We start from the raw sequence: 18,106 nt of genomic DNA, 5'->3' as shown, positions 1-18,106 counted from the left end.
CGTCCTGACCGCACCACCACAGCGGGCGCCGACCAGGCCGACCGTCCGAGCGGCGGTCCCGGCTGGCACTCCAGCGCCGAGCACAGGACGTGACCATCTTCGACAACGACCGTCACGGCCGGGTCGTGGTTCGCGCGTCGGGCACGAAGCCCGGCATGCGTCTCTATCTCGGCACCGATCCTCCCACCACTGAGCGCATCTCAGCTGCTGGAATCCGGAGCGCGAACACAGAGCGGCGTTCCTCGCACGACGGCTGACTGGCGAATACCCCGTGCCGGCCGAGCCCGGAGGCAAGAGCCGGCAGGGTGACTCCTCCACCTCCTGAAGGAGGCGGCTTCTCGCTAAGCCGCTTCTGCAGCCCGGCGAAGGGCAAGCCCTGCCCTCAAGATGTTGACAGCCGCGTTCACGTCGGCGTGCGCCTGATACCCGCACGCCGAAGATCGGAACTCGGCTTGGGTGACGCGGTTCTCCTTCGCCACGTGCCCACATTGCGCGCACGTTTCGGCAGGAAGTGGCCCGCGCCGTCCGGTCTGGGTGCGGCCCGCTTGGTCATGTTCGTGATCAGCAAGTCCTCGTGCACGATCACGTCATAGTCGTGGACCAGCGCCAGCGCCGCCTTGTGCGCGCCGTCGAGACGCTGACGGCGCACCTTGGCGTGCAGCACGGCGACACGGGCCACAGCCTTACGGCGACGTTTGGACCTGCGCTTCTTACGAGCCAGATCCCGCCGCGCCGCGGCCAGACGGTCAGCGGAGGCGGCCTGGTGACGCGCATTGGTGACGTGTACACCATCGGAGGTGGTGACGAGCGAGGCGACGCCCATGTCCACACCGACCACCGCGCCGGTGGCCGGGAACGGTTCGGCGGGCACATCGTCGCACGACAGCACCACGTACCAGCGGGAACCTTCCCGCTTCACGCCGATCGTCTTCACTGTGCCCAGGACGCGGCGGTGCTGGTGGATGCGGACATGTCCGATGCCCTGGAGGCGGACGAACGTCGCGGTCGGGTGCTCGGGCCGGGAATCCCAGCGGCAGCCGTCGCCGTCCTTGGGCCACTCCACGGTGTCGAACCAGCCGCGCCCTTTGAAGCGCGGGAAACCCGGCGTCCGGCCTTGCCTCATGCGGTCGAAGAACGCGCGGAATGCCTTGTCCAGACGGCGCAGGGTGGCCTGCTGGGAGGAGAACGACCAACGCGCCTGCCCGTCAGGGTCGTCGGCACGGATGTGCTTCAACTCGCCCGACTGGTCGCCATACCGGACCGTCACGCCCGCCTTGCGGTAGGCCGCGCGGCGGTGCTCCAAAGCGGCGTTCGCTCGTACTGCGTCTCGATGTAGCGCTGAACCGTCTCGGCGGACACCGCGCCGACCGTGGCCACGAAGTAGGACCTCGACCACAGCGTGGGCAGTTGGGAGCGCAGGCGGCCGAACTCGGCACGCAGATGGTGGGAGGTGAACCCATTGAACTGGTTGGCCACGTACGACGGCGAGTTCTTCGGGTGCGCCTTGACGAACAGGCGCACCTGGTCGGGCATCACCTCAAGCGCCACGATCTCCCAGCCATGTTCGCCGGCCCTGGCGCGGATCAACTCCTCAAGGCGCGTCTTGACCCGACCACCAAGGACCCGGGCGACGGTACTTCGGGCACCACACGACGTGGTACCCAAGGTCATACGCCGCGCCGGAGGAGGTGCGCACCTGACGACTCACACGATCATTGTCACAGCGCCACACATCCAATGCGCTATGTACGGAGATGTCTGATGCGCAGACCCGACAGGTCAAGGCACGCTCGGGCCTTGACGGCCCTCCCGCTTCCGATTCCCCCGACGCCCAAAGGCGACGGTCCCCTCGGGAGAAACTGATGGCAAGCCGGGCGAAAGGGGAGTGAAAGGCGGGGCTGGAAGGGTCGTCACGTCGGCACAATGATCGGGAGGCATCTCATGGTGGTCCGCACGCCCGCGCCATCTGGAACCCGCGACCAGGCCGGGCCCTGGCTGAGACGGCTCGGCCTGCTGGCGGCCGGCCTGGTTGCGGGCGCCGTGCTGTGCGCAGGGGCGATGATCGCGCTGACCTGGCCCACCCAGCAGACCCTCTACACCGACCGGCAGCCGGCCACCGTCGCCTACGACGACGAGTCCTCGCACGTGGTGGCGTTCATCCGCTACCACTCGCTGCTGGAGGACACCTACCGTCTGTACGCGGGACGCGATCCGTCGCTTCAATACGGCCACTTCATCGACGTGGGCTTCGCAGGCGCCGCCGACCAGCCGGTAATCTCCACACAGTGGACCCGGGAAGGCGTACGGGTGCGGTTCGGCACCGGGCACGAGCTGTTCATCCCCGCCGCGGCCTTCGTCGGCGGCCGGTGACACCAGTTCGCCAGGGGAGTGGCTGACAATTCGGCGTGCCGGAGCCAGAACATGAGAGAGGCGATGGTGACACCCGCGAGGTAGCGGCTGGCCGGCTTGTCGAAGCGGGTGGCGATGGCACGCCATTGCTTGAGCTTGCCGACGCAGCGCTCGACCAGATTGCGTTGCTTGTAGGCGAGGGCGTCGAAGGCGTGCGGGCGGCCTCCGCGGCTACCCCTGCGCTTGCGGTTGGCGATCTGGTCGCGCCGCTCGGGGATGACCGCCTTGATCCCACACCGGCGCAGGTCGAGCCGGATCTTGCGGGTGGAGTAGCCCTTGTCACCGATCAGCGTGTCCGGGCGGGTGCGGTCATCTTTGGTGACTCGCAGTAGTGCGGCAAGGTATCTGGGGGTCCGTACGGCATGTTGGGCAGGTCGGGTGCGGCAGAGCGGCACTACTGGGCTGAACGAGCGGTGGCCTTCCCCGTCAAGTCTGCGTGTTGAAGTTCTTGCGGCTGTCTTGCCGGCGTCCTGATTCTGACCTGCGGTAACGAAAGAGTTGATCTCCTGTGGCGGGTTGCTGATCACTGCCGCTACGTTCGTTCCGGTTTTGTCCGGTACGGAACGTGGAGTGGTGCGCCGTCAGAGAAGATGTTCTCCCAGGGGCAGTTGGAGCAGCGGACAGCGGCTCGCACGCTGAGCCTGCACAAGCACGTCGACCGGTTGGACCACCATTCGAGCGCCGCGGTGCCCTCATAGCTGTCCATCGCCCCAGTATCCCGGGCGGATGGGCAGCCAGGCATCAGCGGCCCACCCCCGTGGTTGCGGCCTTTCGGCGTCTACCGTGCCTCCGCGCCCCTGTACGACTTCCTCTGACCGTGCCCCGTTGGTTCCTGTGTCTCCGGGCTGTGTTTCCGTCTGTCGTCGCCCGAGCCCCGGCGGCGACCGTCTGCCCGTTCCGGGTATCCGTGGTTTTGGCTCTGTGCTGCGGCTCCGGCGGTTCGGCGGGTGCGCTGGCCCGCCGCGATTGGTGGGCTGGGTGCGGTGGGTGCGGTGGGTGGGTGGGTGGGGAAGCACCGCGGGCCCCCTTGACGGTTTGTCAGTTGGTTGTTCGTGGGGTCTGTTCCCGTGGGAGTTGTTCCAGCCAGTTCCAGAGGGCGTGTTCGCGGTCGGGGTCGTAGGACTCGGCGGAAGACGGCATGGCTTTGGTTCGGTGGATGTAGGCGCCGGTCGGGGCGGGGGTAGCGCCGAGGATGGCGTCGGCGAGTTTCTTGCCCGCGGGGGCGGGGGTGTCTACCAGGGGTGTGGCCGCCAGTATCGGGACGATTCTCCGCATCAGGAAGGGGAACGCGCCGCCGGTTTCTCGGGCGAGTCCGGTTCCGATGACGAGGCTGGGGTTGTAGGCGATGATGTCGACGCCTTCGGGCAGGCGGCGGGACCACTCGTGGACCAGGTATATGCCGCCGAGTTTGCTGGTGACGTAGGCACGGCGGCCGGCTCGGACGTTCCCGGAGCGGTTGAACGCTCCGGGTCGGGAGATGTCCGGGATGGCCCACCGGGGCGAGGGCATGGTTCCTCCGGTGTGTCGGAGGTCGCCGAAGTGGGCGTCGCTGACCGTGACGACGATGCGGGCCGGTGGGTGAAGGTGGGGGTGGAGTTGCCGCAGGAGCTGGTGGGTGGACATGACGTTCACGGCGAAGGTCCGCTCGTAACCGTCGACCGTGGCCTCCAACGCGTTGGACAGGTGCACACCCGCGTTGAAGACCAGGCCCCACAGCGGAGGCAGGGCGCCGGAGTCGAGGAGGTCTTCCAGGCGCGCGCCGGCGGCGGCGACGCTGGCTTTGCTCGCCAGATCGATGTCGACGTGTGAGACGTGTGGGGAGATCTCCCGCAGGCCCGGCAGTGTCTCGGCGGCGGAGGAGGCCCGTCCGAGAACGACCAGGTGGGTGTCGGGGCGGCGTCTGAGGACGTCCCGCGCGGCCTGCAGTCCGATCCCTCGGGTGGCGCCGGTCATGATCAGGGATCGGTTGGCTGTGGTCATGGGGGAGTCTCCTGGGCTGGGGTCGGGTGGGTGCTGGCGGTGGCGTCGACCCCGCGTCGACGTCCGCGTTCTGCGTCACCACCGACCCTGACGCAGCCTCCGACAGTCAGGGAGATCGCCTCGAGCCTGGTACCCACAGGGCCACACTCCGACCGGGAGCTCGCCCCACGGGGAGGGACAATGAATCCATGCGGGGAGATGAGCGGTCAGGTCTGGGCGAGTACCTACGTCACCACCGCTCCCAGATGGCGCCCCGGGATCGGCCCGGAGCCTCCCCTCTGTCCCACCGGCGTGTCCCGGGTCTGCGACGTCAGGAACTCGCCGACATCGCGGGCATCTCGGTCGAGTACTACACCCGCCTCGAACAGGGCCGCGCCGCCCGCCCGTCGCGGGAGATCCTCACCGCACTGGCCCGAGCGTTCCGGCTCTCGAACGCCGAACGGGACCACCTCTTTCGCCTCGCCGGCGAGCGCCCCCCGCCATCGCGGGCACCCGCCACCGAGATCCGCCCCGGCCTCCAGCAGCTACTCGACGGCCTGAACGACGTCATGCCGGTCACCATCCACGACGGCCGGCTCGACATGCTCGCCTTCAACACCGCCGCCGCGGACCTGTTCGGGCCCCTCTTCGACGACGGACCCTACGGCCGCAACATCGCCTACCAGGCCTTCACCGCATCGGGACTCGACAAAGTACTCGGGAACGAAGGGGCCGAACAACTAGCCCGGGTGGCCACCGCCGAACTCCGCAAAGCACTCAGCCACTACCCGGAAGACGAGTATCTCCGCTCCCTGTTCCGCGAACTCTCGACATGCAACCCCGAGTTCGACCGCCACTGGCAGAAGGGGGAGATCGGGACCTGGAGTTCCGCGATGAAACACGTCAACCACCCGGCAAAGGGCCCGCTCACCTTCGACAGCGAAATGCTCCACGACCCCGAGAACGACCACTGGGTCATGCTCTTCACCCCCACCACACCTGACCCACCCAACCCCCCAACACCACGCCCCGGCGCCGGTGACTTGGGTGTGGAACAGCCAGCCGGCCCGGACGGGACCATGGCCGCGTCCGCGATCATCTGGCTCGACGAGCACAACCGGACCGCCGAGTTCGAATCGGTCGGCACACCACCGCTATCGGCGGCTCGGCCTGGGCCGTGCCCCCCTGCTGCACGGCATGGCCCCGCGCCCGACAGGCGACGGCCGCCCGCATGACTGTCACCTGCCTCCCGGCCCCCCACAGTCGTCATGACCCGACCACCGTGAACGAGGCGGACACGGGCGAAGGCGAGAAAGACGGGAACTCCAGACGGCTCCCCACGCGATCCGCTACAGAGCTACTTGGCACTTGGTGGCAGCTTCGGGAGTACCGGTCTCAGTCGGAGAGTTGATGGAGCGTCTCGCGCATCTGTGGGCAGACCGCGATCGCTGATCGTCCATCGTTCGGCTTCCGCACCGTAAGCAAATCGAGATCCAATTCACGAAGCCTCTGTATTACCGCAGATCAGACGCTACTTCGGTGAAAATTTCTCCGTTGCGACCGGGATGCCAGAAAATGCATTTGTGTGCCAGCCAGGTGCGCTGTGATCATGCCGCTCATGAGCTGCATCTTCTGCCGTATCGTCGCCGGTACTGAGCCCTCGCAGACCATCCACGAGGACGAGCACGCCATCGCTTTCCTCGACGTCGCCCAGGCCACCAAGGGTCACGCGCTGGTCGTGCCGAGAGCGCACCACCGGGATCTGGGGGAGATTCCGGTGGAGACGGCGGCGCACGTGATGTGCGGGCTGCGGTCGAGGTGTCTCGACGGATCGTCGGCGCGCTCGGGGCTCCTGGCGTGAATCTCTGGCACGCCAGCGGCGAGACGGCCTGGCAGAGCGTCTTCCACTTCCACCTGCACGTGGTGCCCCGCTTCGAGCCCACTGACCTCACGCCACCGTGGACGGAGGTCGAGCACCCGGTCGAGTCCCTCGCGGGGCTGGCCGACAAGATAAGGGTCTGGCGCTGAAGACGAGCACCAGTATGGGCGCCGAACTAACGATTGATCATGAAAGCGTGCGCGGGCCATGATCGGACTTGTATGAGAAAGACCGCTCCTCGGCGTCTTGCCAGTAGATTGAAGACAATCTCAGCGCCGACGGTGTAGCGGCGTGACGTTCGGTTCGGGCGGTTCCAGCTGCGCCCGCAGTTCCTGGTTCTCAAGGGTGAGCTGGTGGACGACCCGAACCAGGGTGGGGACATCCTCCCTGATCTGGGCGAGTTCCTTGTTCTTGTTCGCGATCGTCTTCTTCAGCTTGGTGATCGTGTCGCGAAGGCGCACTTCAACGTCAGGGGTCGCCCCGCGTGCTTTGACGCGCTCGTAGAACTCGTTCCGCAGGTCGGGATGCCGCTGGGTCAGCGCGTTTCTGGGAACGTCGGCTTCGCGGGCGAGTGCGACGATGGTGAGAGCGCCGTTGGAGTTCTGAGGGGTGCCGGTCAGGATGCGGTCCATGGCGGCGCGGATGCGTTCGCGTTCGTCGGGGGCGGGGCTCATGCGGAGGGCTCCTGGAGGGTGATCTGGCTGTGGTTGTGGTTGTCGGCCAGGGCACGAAGCTTGCCGGCGCGTGCGTGGAGTCGGTCGCTGATCGGCTGGGGGGTGTGTGCAGCGCGCTTGTCCAGAACGTCGGCGTGGTCGCGGAGGTCGGTGGCGTGGCGATCGGTGCGGACGATGTTGCCGCAGCCGGGGACACAGTGGTCGAGGCTGGGGGTGTCCTTCACACCGTCGCGGTGGCAGAGCGCCTGGGCCCTTTTGTAGTGGCAGAGCACAAACGCCTGCGGGTTGTCATAGATCATGACGTCTTCGTTGGCGATCAGGCGCCGGGCGGTGAGCGCGGTGATGGTCGCTCCAGCGAAGACCGTGGCGCTGGCGACGGCCTTGATGACCCGCCGGGCCGCAGGCCCGGAGATGCCCTCCCCGGCCTGCAGGCCGTCGCGCAGGTCGGCGACGGTGTCAGCGACCGCCCGGACGGTCTCGACGTCGATAAGCTCGTGAATGCCGCCACGGCTGCGGGATGCGTAGCCGTCCGAGACGAATGTGCTTCGCAGATGCCCGTACTGGATGGCGAGCGCGACAAGGCCGTTCGGCCGTCGGGCGATGTGCCAGGCCAGCGACCTGCGGAATCGCTGGGTCCCGACCGGACCGTGAGGGTCGGGCGGGACGAACTGGTCGCTGAGCCCGTGGGTTGTTGCCTCCGCATTGGCCCATGCGATGAACGCCTCGATGCGTGTCCCGAGCGAGATAGGTTTGAGTGAGCCTGTGCCAGGCCGGCTCTTGCGCAGGTCGTGGGCGTCGTGGTCGAACAGCAGGCAGCCTTCCGGAACCATGCGTTCCGGGACCCGGACGGCGTTGACGACCGGCGTGATCGCAACCCAGGGGACCTCACGTTCCGTCCCAGCCGATCGGTGGTTGCCGTGTTCGTCGACGGAGTTCTTGTAGTCGCGGCCGCGGATCAGGTGTCGGCCGACGTTTCCGTGCTCGTCGTGCTTGGGATCGGGACAGCATCCAGTCCGCAGGCCGAGAACCTCTCCCGGGCTCATCCCGGTCAAATACGCGCAGACCACGAAAGCGGCTGTTCCCAGGTGCCGCATCAGGCCAGCGGCCTCATTGAAGTCGAGCACCTCCCGCCACGGACCTCCGGCGATCCAACCGGTCACCAAAATATTCAACGGGCAAGGGCCCGGCCGGCCGCCCACTGCGGCTTTCAGATCGTTTTGCTCGGAGAACGTCCGGATCTGAGATTCGGAGGCGCCGGCCTTGCCGCCCACGTAATGGCGGGCCAAGGCCACGCGACCCTGGTTCGGCGTGGCCGGGAGCGGAGCCATACCGTTGATCAGCGGGTCGAGGTAGGCGTGCAGAGCCGCTTTCCCCGCCGGAGTGGAAGGGTTGGAGCAAGCGGCCGCCTTCAGCCGCTGCGTCTCGGCCCAGGCGGCGAGGATGTCGTCGGCGAAGTCGTCGACCATCCGCATCGCCCAGACCAGCAGCGGGCCCATGGTCTCGGCCGCCAGCGGTTCGGTCGTGTTCTCCCCGCCGTTGCAGCGCTGGTTGGCGGTGCGGAACACCCCGTTCCATGAATGCGGATGGAATGGCAGGCCTTGCTCATTCAGCCGTAACCACAACGGCTCCGGTCCATGGGGGCCCTCGGTGAACAGCAATGCCCGCTCTGCGATGGGCAACCTGCTCAGCAGATCCTTGCCAGCGACGCCGTCGCGGTCCACCCAATGAATCGCCGGGTTCAGGCCGCGAGTGACCTTGGTGACGAGGCGCATCTCGGGCAACTGCTCATACAGGCCTTGTCGTTGAGCGTGGCGCACCGCCCAGGCCCGGGAGGAGTCCACGTAGGCCTCGACGTCCCCGATGGCCTCCGAGGCGACATAGAACGTCCGGGCCTTCTTCAACCCGCGTAACCGCAGCTGAGATCTTGCCTCGGTAGTACCGGCCGCCGTTCAGCCGCCGCTGGGGAACCTCGAACGCCAGCAACGACCCACCCTCGCTCCGGCGCAGTCCCGAGGAGACGAGCACCTTCACGAAGGCCACGTTCCGGTCTTCTATGCGGCCCACCCAGCCCGATTCGGGAACCCCGTCCTTCGTGTGGCCTCGCAACCCGACGTCGATCCACCGCCGCCAGGTCCGCGGCGTCAGCCAGTGCACGTTGCTCGACCGCGCGTCCTTCGCCCGCCCCTCCGCGACCGTCAGCACTTGCCCGTAGCGGCCCATCACTTGCTTGGTCGCCACCGGGTTGCGCGTCACGATCTTGTTCCTGACGGCCCACTTGTACAGGTGCATGAACGCGGCCAGTTCGCGGTCCCACTTGGTGCCGCCGATCCTGCCCGGGTTCGATTTCTCCTGGCGGCGCCAATGCTCGAAGTCCTCCAGATCCTGCTCCCGCGCCTCTGTCCAGGCGCGGCCGCGGCTCCACAGGAAGTCCAGCAGCAGGCGGATGTCCGTCGCATAGTTCCGCCGGGTCTCCGGCGTACAGGACCGGAAGTCTCTCGATCGTGCGTACGCGGCGAGACGCGTATCCACCCGGTAGTCCGGCGACAAGAAGATTGCGTCTCCAGCCCGGACACCCACCTCACGCTCCCTCGCCGGAAGGTCCTCCCACCCCTCCAAAACCGACCGCCGAACACCCGCTCCGCACGGCTTCCCGAGGCACCCAGAACACGCGCCAGTCCGCCACATCAGCTCCTCTACTGAACAGGAACAACACGCCTATTCAATAGGGAAGTGGCCGCCGATGAGTCGGTGTCGTGGGTGGTGGTGGACGAGGACCTCGAGTTGCATGTCGAGGCGCGCGCGTACCTGGCGGGGCTGCGCGGGGCAGGCCGGGCGTTCACGTCCACCTGCAGGATCTGTCCGAGCAGGACCGGCAAGCCCTCGCCGACCTGATCAACCAGTTCGCGCATCAGGAAACCGGCCCTGAGCGGCGGCTGACGGCCTGGGAGGCGCCCGAAATCCTGGGGCTCCTGGTCTGAGGGCAGGAGAGGATTTCAGCCGCGGCATGCCTTGGATGACGTGGGTCATCGCCCCTCGCCCGTGAAGGAGCACTGCTCACTCCATCCCAGGAGCTTTTTGACGATCCCCCAGGGCGGGCTGTTGTCGATGACGCAAGCCTGATCGACGCTGAGGGACACGCCGGGCAGTTCAGCTGCTCATCGTCACCGGCTTCTCCACCAGGCTGTCCGGAGCATCCGAACAAGTCAGTGTTCTGCCGGTGCGGATGGTGGAGCAGGGATCCGGGCGAGCTGTCAGGCCCACGCGCCCAGGTGTTGCCTCCGCTCGGTGATCTTGAGCGGAGAGGAATGATCTTCGCGTGCCGGCAGACTGCGGACACTGCCAGCACGCACGGAATGCTCGTCATGGTGGCCGCTCGCGGCCCAACTGACCTGGTCTGATGGCCAGTGTTGGTCACGAGGTGAGGCGCTGAGATTCGCGCTCAGCGCCTCACCTCTTTTCATGATCATTTGAAGCGTGGGACCTTCTTGTGCCGCTCCCGCAGGGCCTCGGCCGGAACCTGCGACAGTCGCTCACCGGGCACCCGCTCGACATGCTTCGTGTGCACCGTCCCCGCGTCCGTCCGCGACGTCACCACCCACTGTGCGCGTCGCTCGCGGACGATCTCTGGTGCCCGCGTACCAGCCTGCGGTGAAGATCAGCCGTTGGAGCAGTAGATCGAATCACGGTTGCAGTAGTCGGCACCTACGACCATGTCGTCCCAGTCATTACTTACTTCCGTAGCTCTTAACCTGACGTAGAGGTGCTGGACACCACCCGCATAGGGCAGGTTCAGCGTCCAATTGAAGCTTTCTGATTGTCCGGCAAGGAGTTGCCGGGTGCACCATTCAGAGGTCTCGTACGTCCATCTGCCTGTGTAGCCCTGCACGCAGGCGATTCGGCCATTGGACGCGGCCTTCAGAGAGCCCGTGATAGTCGCGGAGTAGCCGCTGCCCCATTTAACGGATCCCCTGACGACGGTGTTGCCATACGACACGTAGAAGGAGCTTTCGCTCACGTCCATCTGGGCGCCGGCCGTTCCGGCGTGTGCCGTGCCGGGTGTAGCAATCAGGGCCAGCGCGGTTGCGCCGGCACAGGCCAGAGCCTTGATCTTGGTCCCTAATGACATGTAACCGTCCCTTCGTCTCTCACATATTGATCCAGAATCAGTGAGATTGCTCGTCGGTGCGCTCGTTGAGATTTCTAACGCACAGACCATTGATTGGCACTCCCGCACACCACACCAAACAATCCATGTATCGACACGTCAGCTCGACGTTCGATCCTCCCCGTGACCCCCGAGGGAAACTCTTCAAGACCGAGCACCCGCAGCAGCTCCAGCCGCTGCCGGGTCTCGCCGTCTGCCGGGGTGAACACCAGTAGGTGCTGCCCTGGTCGGGCGTGATCGGGGTCTCGCAGTCCATCACCAGGCGCCCCACTCGCGGGTGACAATCGGTTCGCGCTGTGCCGGGCGGTGGCCGACGGTGGCCGGTGAGGACAAGCCGACGCTGTGGCTGGCCGACAAGATGTGCCCGGTGGAGACATCGGGGGAGCGGCTGCGCGCCGATTGAGGACCGGACCGAGCGGCCCACGCCCAAGCAGATCGAGCGGCCGACCAGCGCGGCCGAGGCGCTGTTCGAGCGGGAGCTCACCACCACCACGACGCGGATCGGGAACAGCTCCACTTTGGTGGCGGTGACAGTGACATCGGCGGCGGCCTTGATGACGCGCCAGGCCGCAGGTCCGCGACGGTGGCCGTGGCCTCTGCTGCCGTCGCTGCTGAGGTGGCAACACGTGCAGTGGCCAGCCGCGACGGGTTCAGTCCGGGGATCGCCGCCAAGCCTCTGGTTGCTCCTCGCCAGTCGCACGCCACCTGGTCACTTGCGCGGGTCGGGCGGCCGGGACGAACTCCAGTCCGTCGAGCGAGAGCGGCATGAGGCCTCCTGATGCCGTGGCGGCGGGTGTGCCGCCCAGTCGATCACGACGCACCACCTGCTCGCCGAGCCGTCCGACAGTCTGGACATGAGGGCCGCTCGGGTCCCTCCGGAGGTCAGAACGGGTCCGCCATCACGTTGTCGTTCTCGTCGTAGAAGGTGGTGCGATCCAGCACACCGGGCAGCGTGTGTGCTCCAGCCGGCCGATCAACTCCCGGCGTAGCTGGGCCTTGGTGAAGTCCATCAGGTGCTCGTAGCCGTACTTCTCGGCGAACGGCTGCACGCGGCCGCCGAGGCCGAGTGCGAGGTGGCGCTGCGGCGGGGCAGCCGGTGCGGTGGACGGCGCCTCGACCACGTCGATGCCGCTGATCACGGCCTTCTTGCCGTCTGCGATCAGGGCGCAGGCCTCGGCACTGAATGATGATCACGAAGCTTTCCGGATGAAGCTGATCAACTTGGCCAGAGGCGATTCGTGGTACGTGGTACGTCGACATGCTTCCAGACCCAGGGCTCTCGCAGGCTCCCGACCGCAAGGACGATTGGCGCGCTGCCTGCGCGTCATGCCGTTCCAGGTCGCCCAGATGGCCTCCATGTCGTCGCGCTCGGGCTTCGATCCTTGGCCCAAGGCGGCCGGGGGAGTGGCCCGCCTGATCTCGGTGCCACTGCCCAGGTGGCTGAGCACCTGGGAGATGTCCCATTCGGCCGCGCCGGACGGCCGGGCCAGGTCATCCTCGCTGAAGGTGGGCGCCAGTCCGGACAGCCGGTCGTGCTCCGTGCGCAGAGGGGGTGATAACCGCGTCGGGGCTTGCTCATATGCTCTGCGATTTCGGTGCGGGACGTACGTGGTCATGGGCCGTCTGGGTGGAGGCGTGAGGCGTGGAGGCGTCGGCGTCCCGGGCGTGTGCGAGGGCGGGCCGCGTGGCGGCCTCGGCCGTCGTGGCGTGGACGGTCTCGATGGCCTGAGAGGCCCGGGGGTATCCGATGTAGCAGGCCAGGAGCGTCATGAGGGCGGTGAGGGCGTCGTCGCCGAGCCCGTGCTCGCGGGCCAGTCGCAGGTGGGTGAGCAGGCGGTCGCCGGAGACGCCCTGGGCGGCCAGGGCGGTGAGGACGGCGATGCTGCGGTCGCGCCCGGTGAGGGCGGGGTGCGACCATGCGGCACCCCCGGCGGCTTGCAGCGCCTCCTCGGTGAACCCCGTTCCCACCCGCGCGGCGAACACGGCGGGCACCTCCTGCTCGGGGACGTCGAAGATTCTCGCGTAGGCCGCGATACCCTGCTGCCGTCGTCCTTCTTCCTCCCGCCCAGCCGCTTCGGAACCGCTCACGTTGCGGCCGGTCACCGATGTGCGCCGGCGTAGAAGGCACGGGCGGCGAAGCCGATCCACTCGGGGCGTTCCCAGGTGCTCCAGCGGGCGCGCGCCTGTTCGTCGATCTTCGCGGCCGTCTCGTCGGCGGAGACTCCGGCCGCGCGCAGCCGTGCGGCCTCCCCGTACACGTAGTCGAGGTAGTCGCGGACGTCGCGGATCAATGAGACGTCTGCCACCTCCCCGTGGCCGGGCACGACGATCTCGGGGCCGCGGGCGATCAGATCATCGAGCACGCCGATCCATCCAGGGCCGTTCACGTCCACGTCGTGCGGCGGGAAGTACGGCGCGATCGGGAAGATACGGGTCTCGATCAGGTCACCGCCGAACAGCACCCGGTCGTCGATGACGATGACCTGGTCGGAGCCCGTGTGCGCCGGCCCGACCGCCCGCAGCGCCGCCTTGTGCCCGCCCAGGTCGATCTCGGCCTGGCCCTCGTAGACCAGGTCGGGGTCGACGAGTTCGACACCTTCAAGCTCGGCGGCCGCGGCGGCGCTCAGACCCTTGAACATCTCGACGTAGGCGGCGCCCTTACGGTGCAGCTCCGCGCGCTGGGAGGCGTTGTAGACGATCGTCGCGGCACTCTTGAACGCCTGCGCCCCGAACCCGTGCTCGGGGTGGAAATGCGTGATGGTCAGGTACAGGTGCCGGTCGCCGGCCAGGCGCCGGGCCTGCTCCAGGACGTGGGTACCGTTGCGGGGGCCCATGCCGGTGTCGATGATCAGCGCGGCGCGCTCGCCCACGACGATGCCGACGTTCGGGACGAGCTCGACGCGCTTGTCGGGGATGACGTACACGCCGTCGGACACCTCGACGGGCTCGCCGCGCACGATCGGCGACGGGCTCGTCCGTACGTCGGCAAAGACGCTCAGGTCAGGGGACGGGTTCGGCGTCACATCGGCGGGGCACATGATCCAGCTCCAATCTGAACAGTGTTGAGATGCGTGCGAGCGTAGCAGACATCTGAGCAGTGTTAAGATCGGGCGATGGCAAAAGGGCGATACCACCATGGCGACCTGCGCAGCGCACTGCTTGACGCCGCCGAGGCTCTCGTACGCGAGCGCGGCACCGACGGCTGGTCCCTGCGCGAGGCCTCGGCGCGTGTCGGCGTCAGCCCCAGCGCCGCCTACCACCACTTCGCCTCCCGCGACACGCTGGTGCGCGCTCTGTCCGAGCGGACGCTCGCCTGGCTCGGGGAGCGCCTGCGGCAGGACTGCGAGCGCGCGCCCGGCCAAAGGGACGACCCGCAGCGGCGGCTGATCGCCCTGGGGTGCAGCTATGTGAGCTGGTCGCTCGACGACCCAGCCGTCGCCCGGCTCGTGCTGCGCGGCGGCGCCACCGCCCCGGACTCCGCCATCTCCCCCCACCCGCACGACGTGCTCACCGCGGAGCTCGACCGGCTCGCCGAAGCCGGCGGACTGCCGGGACCCACGCGGGAAGGGGCGGAGTTCGTCGTGTGGGCGGCGCTGCACGGGCTGGCCGTGCTGCTGGCCGACGGCCTGGTCCGCTTCGACGACCCGCGCGCGGTCGATCTCCAGACCGAGCGCGTGGTCCGTACCACGCTCAACGGCCTGGCCCAGGAGGCGTCGCACGCGGCGGGCCGGCCCGCGGGCCGCTCGGCTCACACCGAGCGCCTCGCCCGCCGTTCGGGTGGATGACCCGCTTTCAAGGGGTACGTCTTTCGACCGGCGGCGCGGCGGCGACGGTCACGCCGACAAGGGGTTGCCGTAGTATCCGCCGGACATCCACACAAGGGCATCCGGTACGCGGAACCGCCGACCCTCACGGCGAGCAGAAAGGCGCGCAGGCCGGGATTCTGCCCGAACTCCTCATCGGCGGTGAACCAGGAGAACGGCACGTCGGCCGTCACAGCCCGCTCGATCATGGCGAAACCGGCCGCCGCGGTGATCGAGCACGGCGCCGGGACCGGTCCCGTTACACCGACTTCGTCGAGCCGCCGTCGACGACCAGGTCGATCCCGGTGATGTAGGAAGCGTCGTCGGACACCAGGAACGCGATGGCCGAGGCGACCTCGTCGGCGCGTCCCGGACGCCCGAGACTGATCCGCCGCTCTGAACGGACGAACGCCAGCACGGCCTCCTCCCGGGGAAGGCCGAGACGGGCCGAGAGGCCGTCCACGAACCCGCCGGGCTGGTCCCACAGCGGCGTGCGGATGGAGCCCGGCGACACCGAGTTGACCCGCACGCCGTGCGGGCCGAACTCCTCCGACAGCGTCTTCGCCAGCGTCACCAGGCCGGCCTTCGTGACCGCGTAGTCGACGAAGTACGGGTCAGGCGTCCGCCCGGTGGTCGACGCGACGAACACGACCACGCCCCGCCGTGACGCCTCCAGCGCGGGAAGCGCGGCTCGGGAGACGCGCACCGCGCTCATGACGTTGACGCTCCACGTCCTCGCCCACTCGTCGTCGGTGGTGCTCACGAAGGAGGGCCGGGTGGGCGCGATGCCGACGTTGTTGACGAGGATGTCGAGGCGGCCGAAACGTTCCAAGGTGGCGTCCACCAGAGCCGTTCCCGCGTCCGGATCGGCCAGGTCGAGGTTCACGTGGTGAAGCTCCGGCGGGTTGTCGGCGGGCCGTGCCAGGTCGCCAGAGACCACATGCGCTCCGTCGGCGATCAGCCGCCGCACCGTGGCCGCACCGATTCCCGACGACCCTCCCGTCACGATCGCGATCATCCCGTTCAGATCGTTCAACGCGCACTCCTCGCATCCCGGCGGCCTTTCCATGAGCCGCCGTCCAGTCCGACAGTCAGAGCATCCAGCACGATGCGGGTCGATAGTGGGATCAGGACATTCACCTTACGTGTGGACATATGTCCGTGATGCTATAGCCAAAATCAGTACTACTCGCCATGTTCCATGTTCGCCCAGGCATGGTCGGACTACACTCGATCGCATGCACCACGTCCCCAAGCTGCTCGACGGAAGACTCAAGCTGCGGCACCTCGTCCTGGTCGACGTGCTGAGCACTCAGGGAACCGTGATCGGCGCGGCCAGGGCCCTGCACGTGACCCAGCCCGTCGTCACCCGCAGCCTGCAAGACCTCGAGCAGGTCCTCGGCGTCGCCCTCTACGATCGAGGCCCCCGCGGGCTCACCCCCACCGACTTCGGCGTCGCCTTCACCTCCCACGCGCGCGCCGTCCTCTCCCAGCTCTCCCAGGCGGCCCGCCACGTCGCCGAGATCGCCGACGCGGAACGTGGAACCGTGGTCGTGGGGACCCACCTCACCGGGTCGAACCTGCTGATCCCCCGGGCGATCGCGGCCCTCAAGGCCGAACGCCCGCTGGTCACCGTGATCGTGCGCGAGGGCGGGACGGACATGCTGCTGGCCGAGCTGGAGTCGGGACGACTCGACGTCGTCGTCGGCCGTCTCACCTCGCCGTCGGACGAACGGCTCGTGCGCCGCACGCTGTACCAGGAGTCGGTACGGGTCGTGGTCGGCGCACAGCACCCGCTGGCCCGGCGTTCCGATGTTCGGCTGGACGATCTCGCCGAGTATCCCTGGATCCTGCCCGGGGTCGAGACGGTGCTCCGGCGTGAGCTCGAAACGTACTTCCTGGAGAACGGATTCGAGCTCCCGCAGAACAGGGTGGAGACGACGTCGTTCCTCACGGTCCGGCACCTTCTCCTGGAGACCCACAACATCGCGGTGATGCCGGACCTCATCGCCCGGGAGGATCCGCGGATCTCGATGCTCCCCATCTCCCTGAAGCGCATCGGGCACAGCGTCGGGCTCACGCTGCAGGCCGACCGCCGTCTCAACCCGGCGACGTCCGCGTTGATCGACACCCTCCGCCGTACGGCACGCGACCTCTCCCTGCCATCCGATCTGCCACCCGATCTATCACCCGGCGCCCCGATCCCGCCGGCCCGCGACTGAGACGTCAGAGACCCAGGAAGGTCTCGGCGTTCCCGCGCAGGATCGCCCGGCGCTCGGCCTCCCCGAGGTCGGGGCTCGTGTGGATCACGCGTCCTGCCGGACGCTCGCCCAGGGGGTAGGGGTAGTCGCTGCCGAGCATCACCCGATCGACGCCGATCGTGTCCACCAGCAGTTTCAGCGCCCGGTGGTCGAAGACCACCGAGTCGGTGTGGAAGCGACCGAGGTAGTGCGACGGTGGGTGCTCGGACGTGCCGATGACGTCGTGACGCTGGTGCCACGCGTTGTCCATCCGCCCGACCCAGAACGCGAACGAGCCGCCGCCGTGGGCGAAGCAGATCCGCAGACCGGGATCGATACGGTCGAACACGCCACCGAGGATCATGGCGAGGATCGACAGATGCGTCTCGGCGGGCATTCCCGTCAGCCACTGCGCCATCCACCGGTCCAGCCGCGGCGACCTGGCCATGTCCCAGGGGTGGACGAACACGGGAACGTTCAGCCGGGCCGCGTGCTGCAGGAACGTCACGATGCCCGCGCTGTCCAGATCCCGATCGCCCACGTGGTTGCCGATCTCGACCCCCCGATGGCCGTTCGCGATCGACCGTTCCAGTTCACGGCAGGCCGCGTCCGTGTCCTGCAGCGGCACTTGGCAGAACGGCAGCAGCCGGTCCGGAGCGGGCGCGCAGATGTCAAGCGCCAAATCGTTGAAGATCGCCGAGATCTTGGCGGCCTGGGAGGCGGACCGGCCATAGGAGAAGAACGCCGGCGTCGGCGAGAGGACCTGGATGTCCACGCCGTCGGCGTCCATCTCGCCGATGCGCACCTCGGCGTCCCAGCAGTTGTCTTGGATGGCGCGGAACTCCGTGGAACCCATCATGATCATGGCATCGCGCTCCGAGTCGATGCGCAGCCAGGGGGCGGGCTCCTCCACCGATCCGAGGTCGGGCCAGCCACGGGGAACATAGTGCGTGTGTACGTCGATAGAGCCGCTCATG

At 67.7% G+C, this 18,106-nt stretch carries 20 protein-coding genes and 3 pseudogenes; 8 read left to right on the top strand and 15 right to left on the bottom strand.

Annotated features, from left to right (window positions below; all coding sequences use genetic code 11):
- Nucleotides 1-89: 89 nt before the first annotated feature.
- Nucleotides 90-257 carry a hypothetical protein gene (locus tag ABD844_RS28010; protein WP_344884319.1) on the top strand — a complete coding sequence of 56 codons (168 nt, stop codon included), beginning with the start codon at nt 90-92 and terminating at the stop codon, nt 255-257.
- Nucleotides 258-341: 84 nt separating this feature from the next.
- Here the strand turns inward: ABD844_RS28010 and ABD844_RS28005 are convergent, their stop codons facing one another.
- The 3 genes and pseudogenes from ABD844_RS28005 to tnpA form a co-directional block, all read right to left on the bottom strand.
- Entirely contained in the window at nt 342-479 is a 138-nt protein-coding gene (locus ABD844_RS28005) for a zinc ribbon domain-containing protein (RefSeq protein ID WP_344884316.1), read from the bottom strand.
- A 119-nt stretch (nt 480-598) separates the two neighbouring features.
- Nucleotides 599-1,267: pseudogene (locus tag ABD844_RS28000) on the bottom strand (RNA-guided endonuclease InsQ/TnpB family protein); the annotation flags it as partial.
- Nucleotides 1,264-1,696 (bottom strand): annotated as a pseudogene (gene tnpA / locus ABD844_RS27995) (IS200/IS605 family transposase). The pseudogenes ABD844_RS28000 and tnpA, both read right to left, overlap by 4 nt.
- Before the next feature lie 245 nt (nt 1,697-1,941).
- Here tnpA and ABD844_RS27990 point away from each other — a divergent pair.
- Entirely contained in the window at nt 1,942-2,370 is a 429-nt protein-coding gene (locus ABD844_RS27990; protein ID WP_344884310.1) for a hypothetical protein, read from the top strand.
- Between the two features lie 125 nt (nt 2,371-2,495).
- Here the strand turns inward: ABD844_RS27990 and ABD844_RS27985 are convergent.
- Nucleotides 2,496-2,804 (bottom strand): annotated as a pseudogene (locus ABD844_RS27985) (transposase); the annotation flags it as partial.
- 643 nt (nt 2,805-3,447) lie between these two features.
- Entirely contained in the window at nt 3,448-4,389 is a 942-nt protein-coding gene (locus ABD844_RS27980) for an SDR family NAD(P)-dependent oxidoreductase (protein ID WP_344884307.1), read from the bottom strand.
- Nucleotides 4,390-4,577: 188 nt separating this feature from the next.
- Here ABD844_RS27980 and ABD844_RS27975 point away from each other — a divergent pair, with 188 nt between their 5' ends.
- The 3 genes from ABD844_RS27975 (at nt 4,578) to ABD844_RS27965 (ending at nt 6,396) form a co-directional block, all read left to right on the top strand.
- Nucleotides 4,578-5,603 carry a helix-turn-helix domain-containing protein gene (locus tag ABD844_RS27975; RefSeq protein ID WP_344884303.1) on the top strand — a complete coding sequence of 342 codons (1,026 nt, stop codon included), beginning with the start codon at nt 4,578-4,580 and terminating at the stop codon, nt 5,601-5,603.
- A 383-nt stretch (nt 5,604-5,986) separates the two neighbouring features.
- A complete protein-coding gene (locus tag ABD844_RS27970; RefSeq protein ID WP_344884300.1) occupies nt 5,987-6,229 on the top strand; it encodes an HIT family protein in 243 nt (80 codons plus the stop codon).
- On the top strand, nt 6,226-6,396 hold the full coding sequence (locus ABD844_RS27965; RefSeq protein WP_344884297.1) for an HIT family protein: 171 nt from the start codon (nt 6,226-6,228) through the stop codon (nt 6,394-6,396). The genes ABD844_RS27970 and ABD844_RS27965 overlap by 4 nt, the downstream gene beginning before the upstream one ends.
- Before the next feature lie 120 nt (nt 6,397-6,516).
- Here the strand turns inward: ABD844_RS27965 and ABD844_RS27960 are convergent, their stop codons facing one another.
- The 3 genes from ABD844_RS27960 to ABD844_RS27950 are packed head-to-tail and all read right to left on the bottom strand — an operon-like array spanning nt 6,517 to nt 9,468.
- Nucleotides 6,517-6,921 (bottom strand): hypothetical protein, encoded by a 405-nt coding sequence (locus ABD844_RS27960; protein WP_344884294.1) that lies wholly within the window; start codon nt 6,919-6,921, stop codon nt 6,517-6,519.
- Nucleotides 6,918-8,822 carry a hypothetical protein gene (locus tag ABD844_RS27955; protein WP_344884290.1) on the bottom strand — a complete coding sequence of 635 codons (1,905 nt, stop codon included), beginning with the start codon at nt 8,820-8,822 and terminating at the stop codon, nt 6,918-6,920. Before ABD844_RS27955 ends, ABD844_RS27960 begins: the two co-directional genes overlap by 4 nt.
- On the bottom strand, nt 8,707-9,468 hold the full coding sequence (locus tag ABD844_RS27950; protein ID WP_344884287.1) for a site-specific integrase: 762 nt from the start codon (nt 9,466-9,468) through the stop codon (nt 8,707-8,709). The genes ABD844_RS27955 and ABD844_RS27950 overlap by 116 nt, the downstream gene beginning before the upstream one ends.
- 183 nt (nt 9,469-9,651) lie before the next feature.
- Between ABD844_RS27950 and ABD844_RS27945 the strand changes: the two genes are divergently transcribed.
- On the top strand, nt 9,652-9,813 hold the full coding sequence (locus tag ABD844_RS27945) for a hypothetical protein (protein ID WP_344884284.1): 162 nt from the start codon (nt 9,652-9,654) through the stop codon (nt 9,811-9,813).
- Nucleotides 9,814-10,576: 763 nt separating this feature from the next.
- Here ABD844_RS27945 and ABD844_RS27940 read toward each other — a convergent pair.
- From ABD844_RS27940 to ABD844_RS27925, 5 genes are all read right to left on the bottom strand, one after another.
- Nucleotides 10,577-11,047, bottom strand: coding sequence for a hypothetical protein (locus tag ABD844_RS27940; RefSeq protein ID WP_344884282.1), 471 nt, complete (start codon nt 11,045-11,047; stop codon nt 10,577-10,579).
- Between the two features lie 938 nt (nt 11,048-11,985).
- Nucleotides 11,986-12,225 (bottom strand): hypothetical protein, encoded by a 240-nt coding sequence (locus ABD844_RS27935; protein ID WP_344884279.1) that lies wholly within the window; start codon nt 12,223-12,225, stop codon nt 11,986-11,988.
- Nucleotides 12,226-12,276: 51 nt separating this feature from the next.
- Complete coding sequence (locus ABD844_RS53285) at nt 12,277-12,702, bottom strand: maleylpyruvate isomerase N-terminal domain-containing protein (RefSeq protein WP_425568668.1); 426 nt, start codon at nt 12,700-12,702, stop codon at nt 12,277-12,279.
- A complete protein-coding gene (locus tag ABD844_RS27930; RefSeq protein ID WP_344884276.1) occupies nt 12,662-13,174 on the bottom strand; it encodes a carboxymuconolactone decarboxylase family protein in 513 nt (170 codons plus the stop codon). The genes ABD844_RS53285 and ABD844_RS27930 overlap by 41 nt, the downstream gene beginning before the upstream one ends.
- Before the next feature lie 11 nt (nt 13,175-13,185).
- Nucleotides 13,186-14,124, bottom strand: a complete 939-nt coding sequence (locus ABD844_RS27925; protein ID WP_344884273.1) for an MBL fold metallo-hydrolase — start codon at nt 14,122-14,124, stop codon at nt 13,186-13,188.
- Nucleotides 14,125-14,199: 75 nt separating this feature from the next.
- On the opposite strand from ABD844_RS27925, the gene ABD844_RS27920 reads away from it, so the two are divergent.
- Complete coding sequence (locus ABD844_RS27920; protein ID WP_344884269.1) at nt 14,200-14,871, top strand: TetR/AcrR family transcriptional regulator; 672 nt, start codon at nt 14,200-14,202, stop codon at nt 14,869-14,871.
- 277 nt (nt 14,872-15,148) lie between these two features.
- Here the strand turns inward: ABD844_RS27920 and ABD844_RS27915 are convergent, their stop codons facing one another.
- On the bottom strand, nt 15,149-15,925 hold the full coding sequence (locus ABD844_RS27915) for an SDR family NAD(P)-dependent oxidoreductase (protein ID WP_344884267.1): 777 nt from the start codon (nt 15,923-15,925) through the stop codon (nt 15,149-15,151).
- A 202-nt stretch (nt 15,926-16,127) separates the two neighbouring features.
- On the opposite strand from ABD844_RS27915, the gene ABD844_RS27910 reads away from it, so the two are divergent.
- Complete coding sequence (locus tag ABD844_RS27910; protein WP_344884264.1) at nt 16,128-17,111, top strand: LysR substrate-binding domain-containing protein; 984 nt, start codon at nt 16,128-16,130, stop codon at nt 17,109-17,111.
- 4 nt (nt 17,112-17,115) lie between these two features.
- On the opposite strand, the gene ABD844_RS27905 is transcribed toward ABD844_RS27910, so the two are convergent.
- Nucleotides 17,116-18,105: an amidohydrolase family protein gene (locus ABD844_RS27905; RefSeq protein ID WP_344884259.1), complete on the bottom strand. Its 990-nt coding sequence runs from the start codon at nt 18,103-18,105 to the stop codon at nt 17,116-17,118.
- Nucleotide 18,106 lies beyond the last annotated feature (1 nt).

It is taken from the genome of Nonomuraea antimicrobica, from assembly GCF_039536965.1.
GTDB lineage: Bacteria > Actinomycetota > Actinomycetes > Streptosporangiales > Streptosporangiaceae > Nonomuraea > Nonomuraea antimicrobica.
This window is presented reverse-complemented; position numbering and strand designations above follow the sequence as displayed.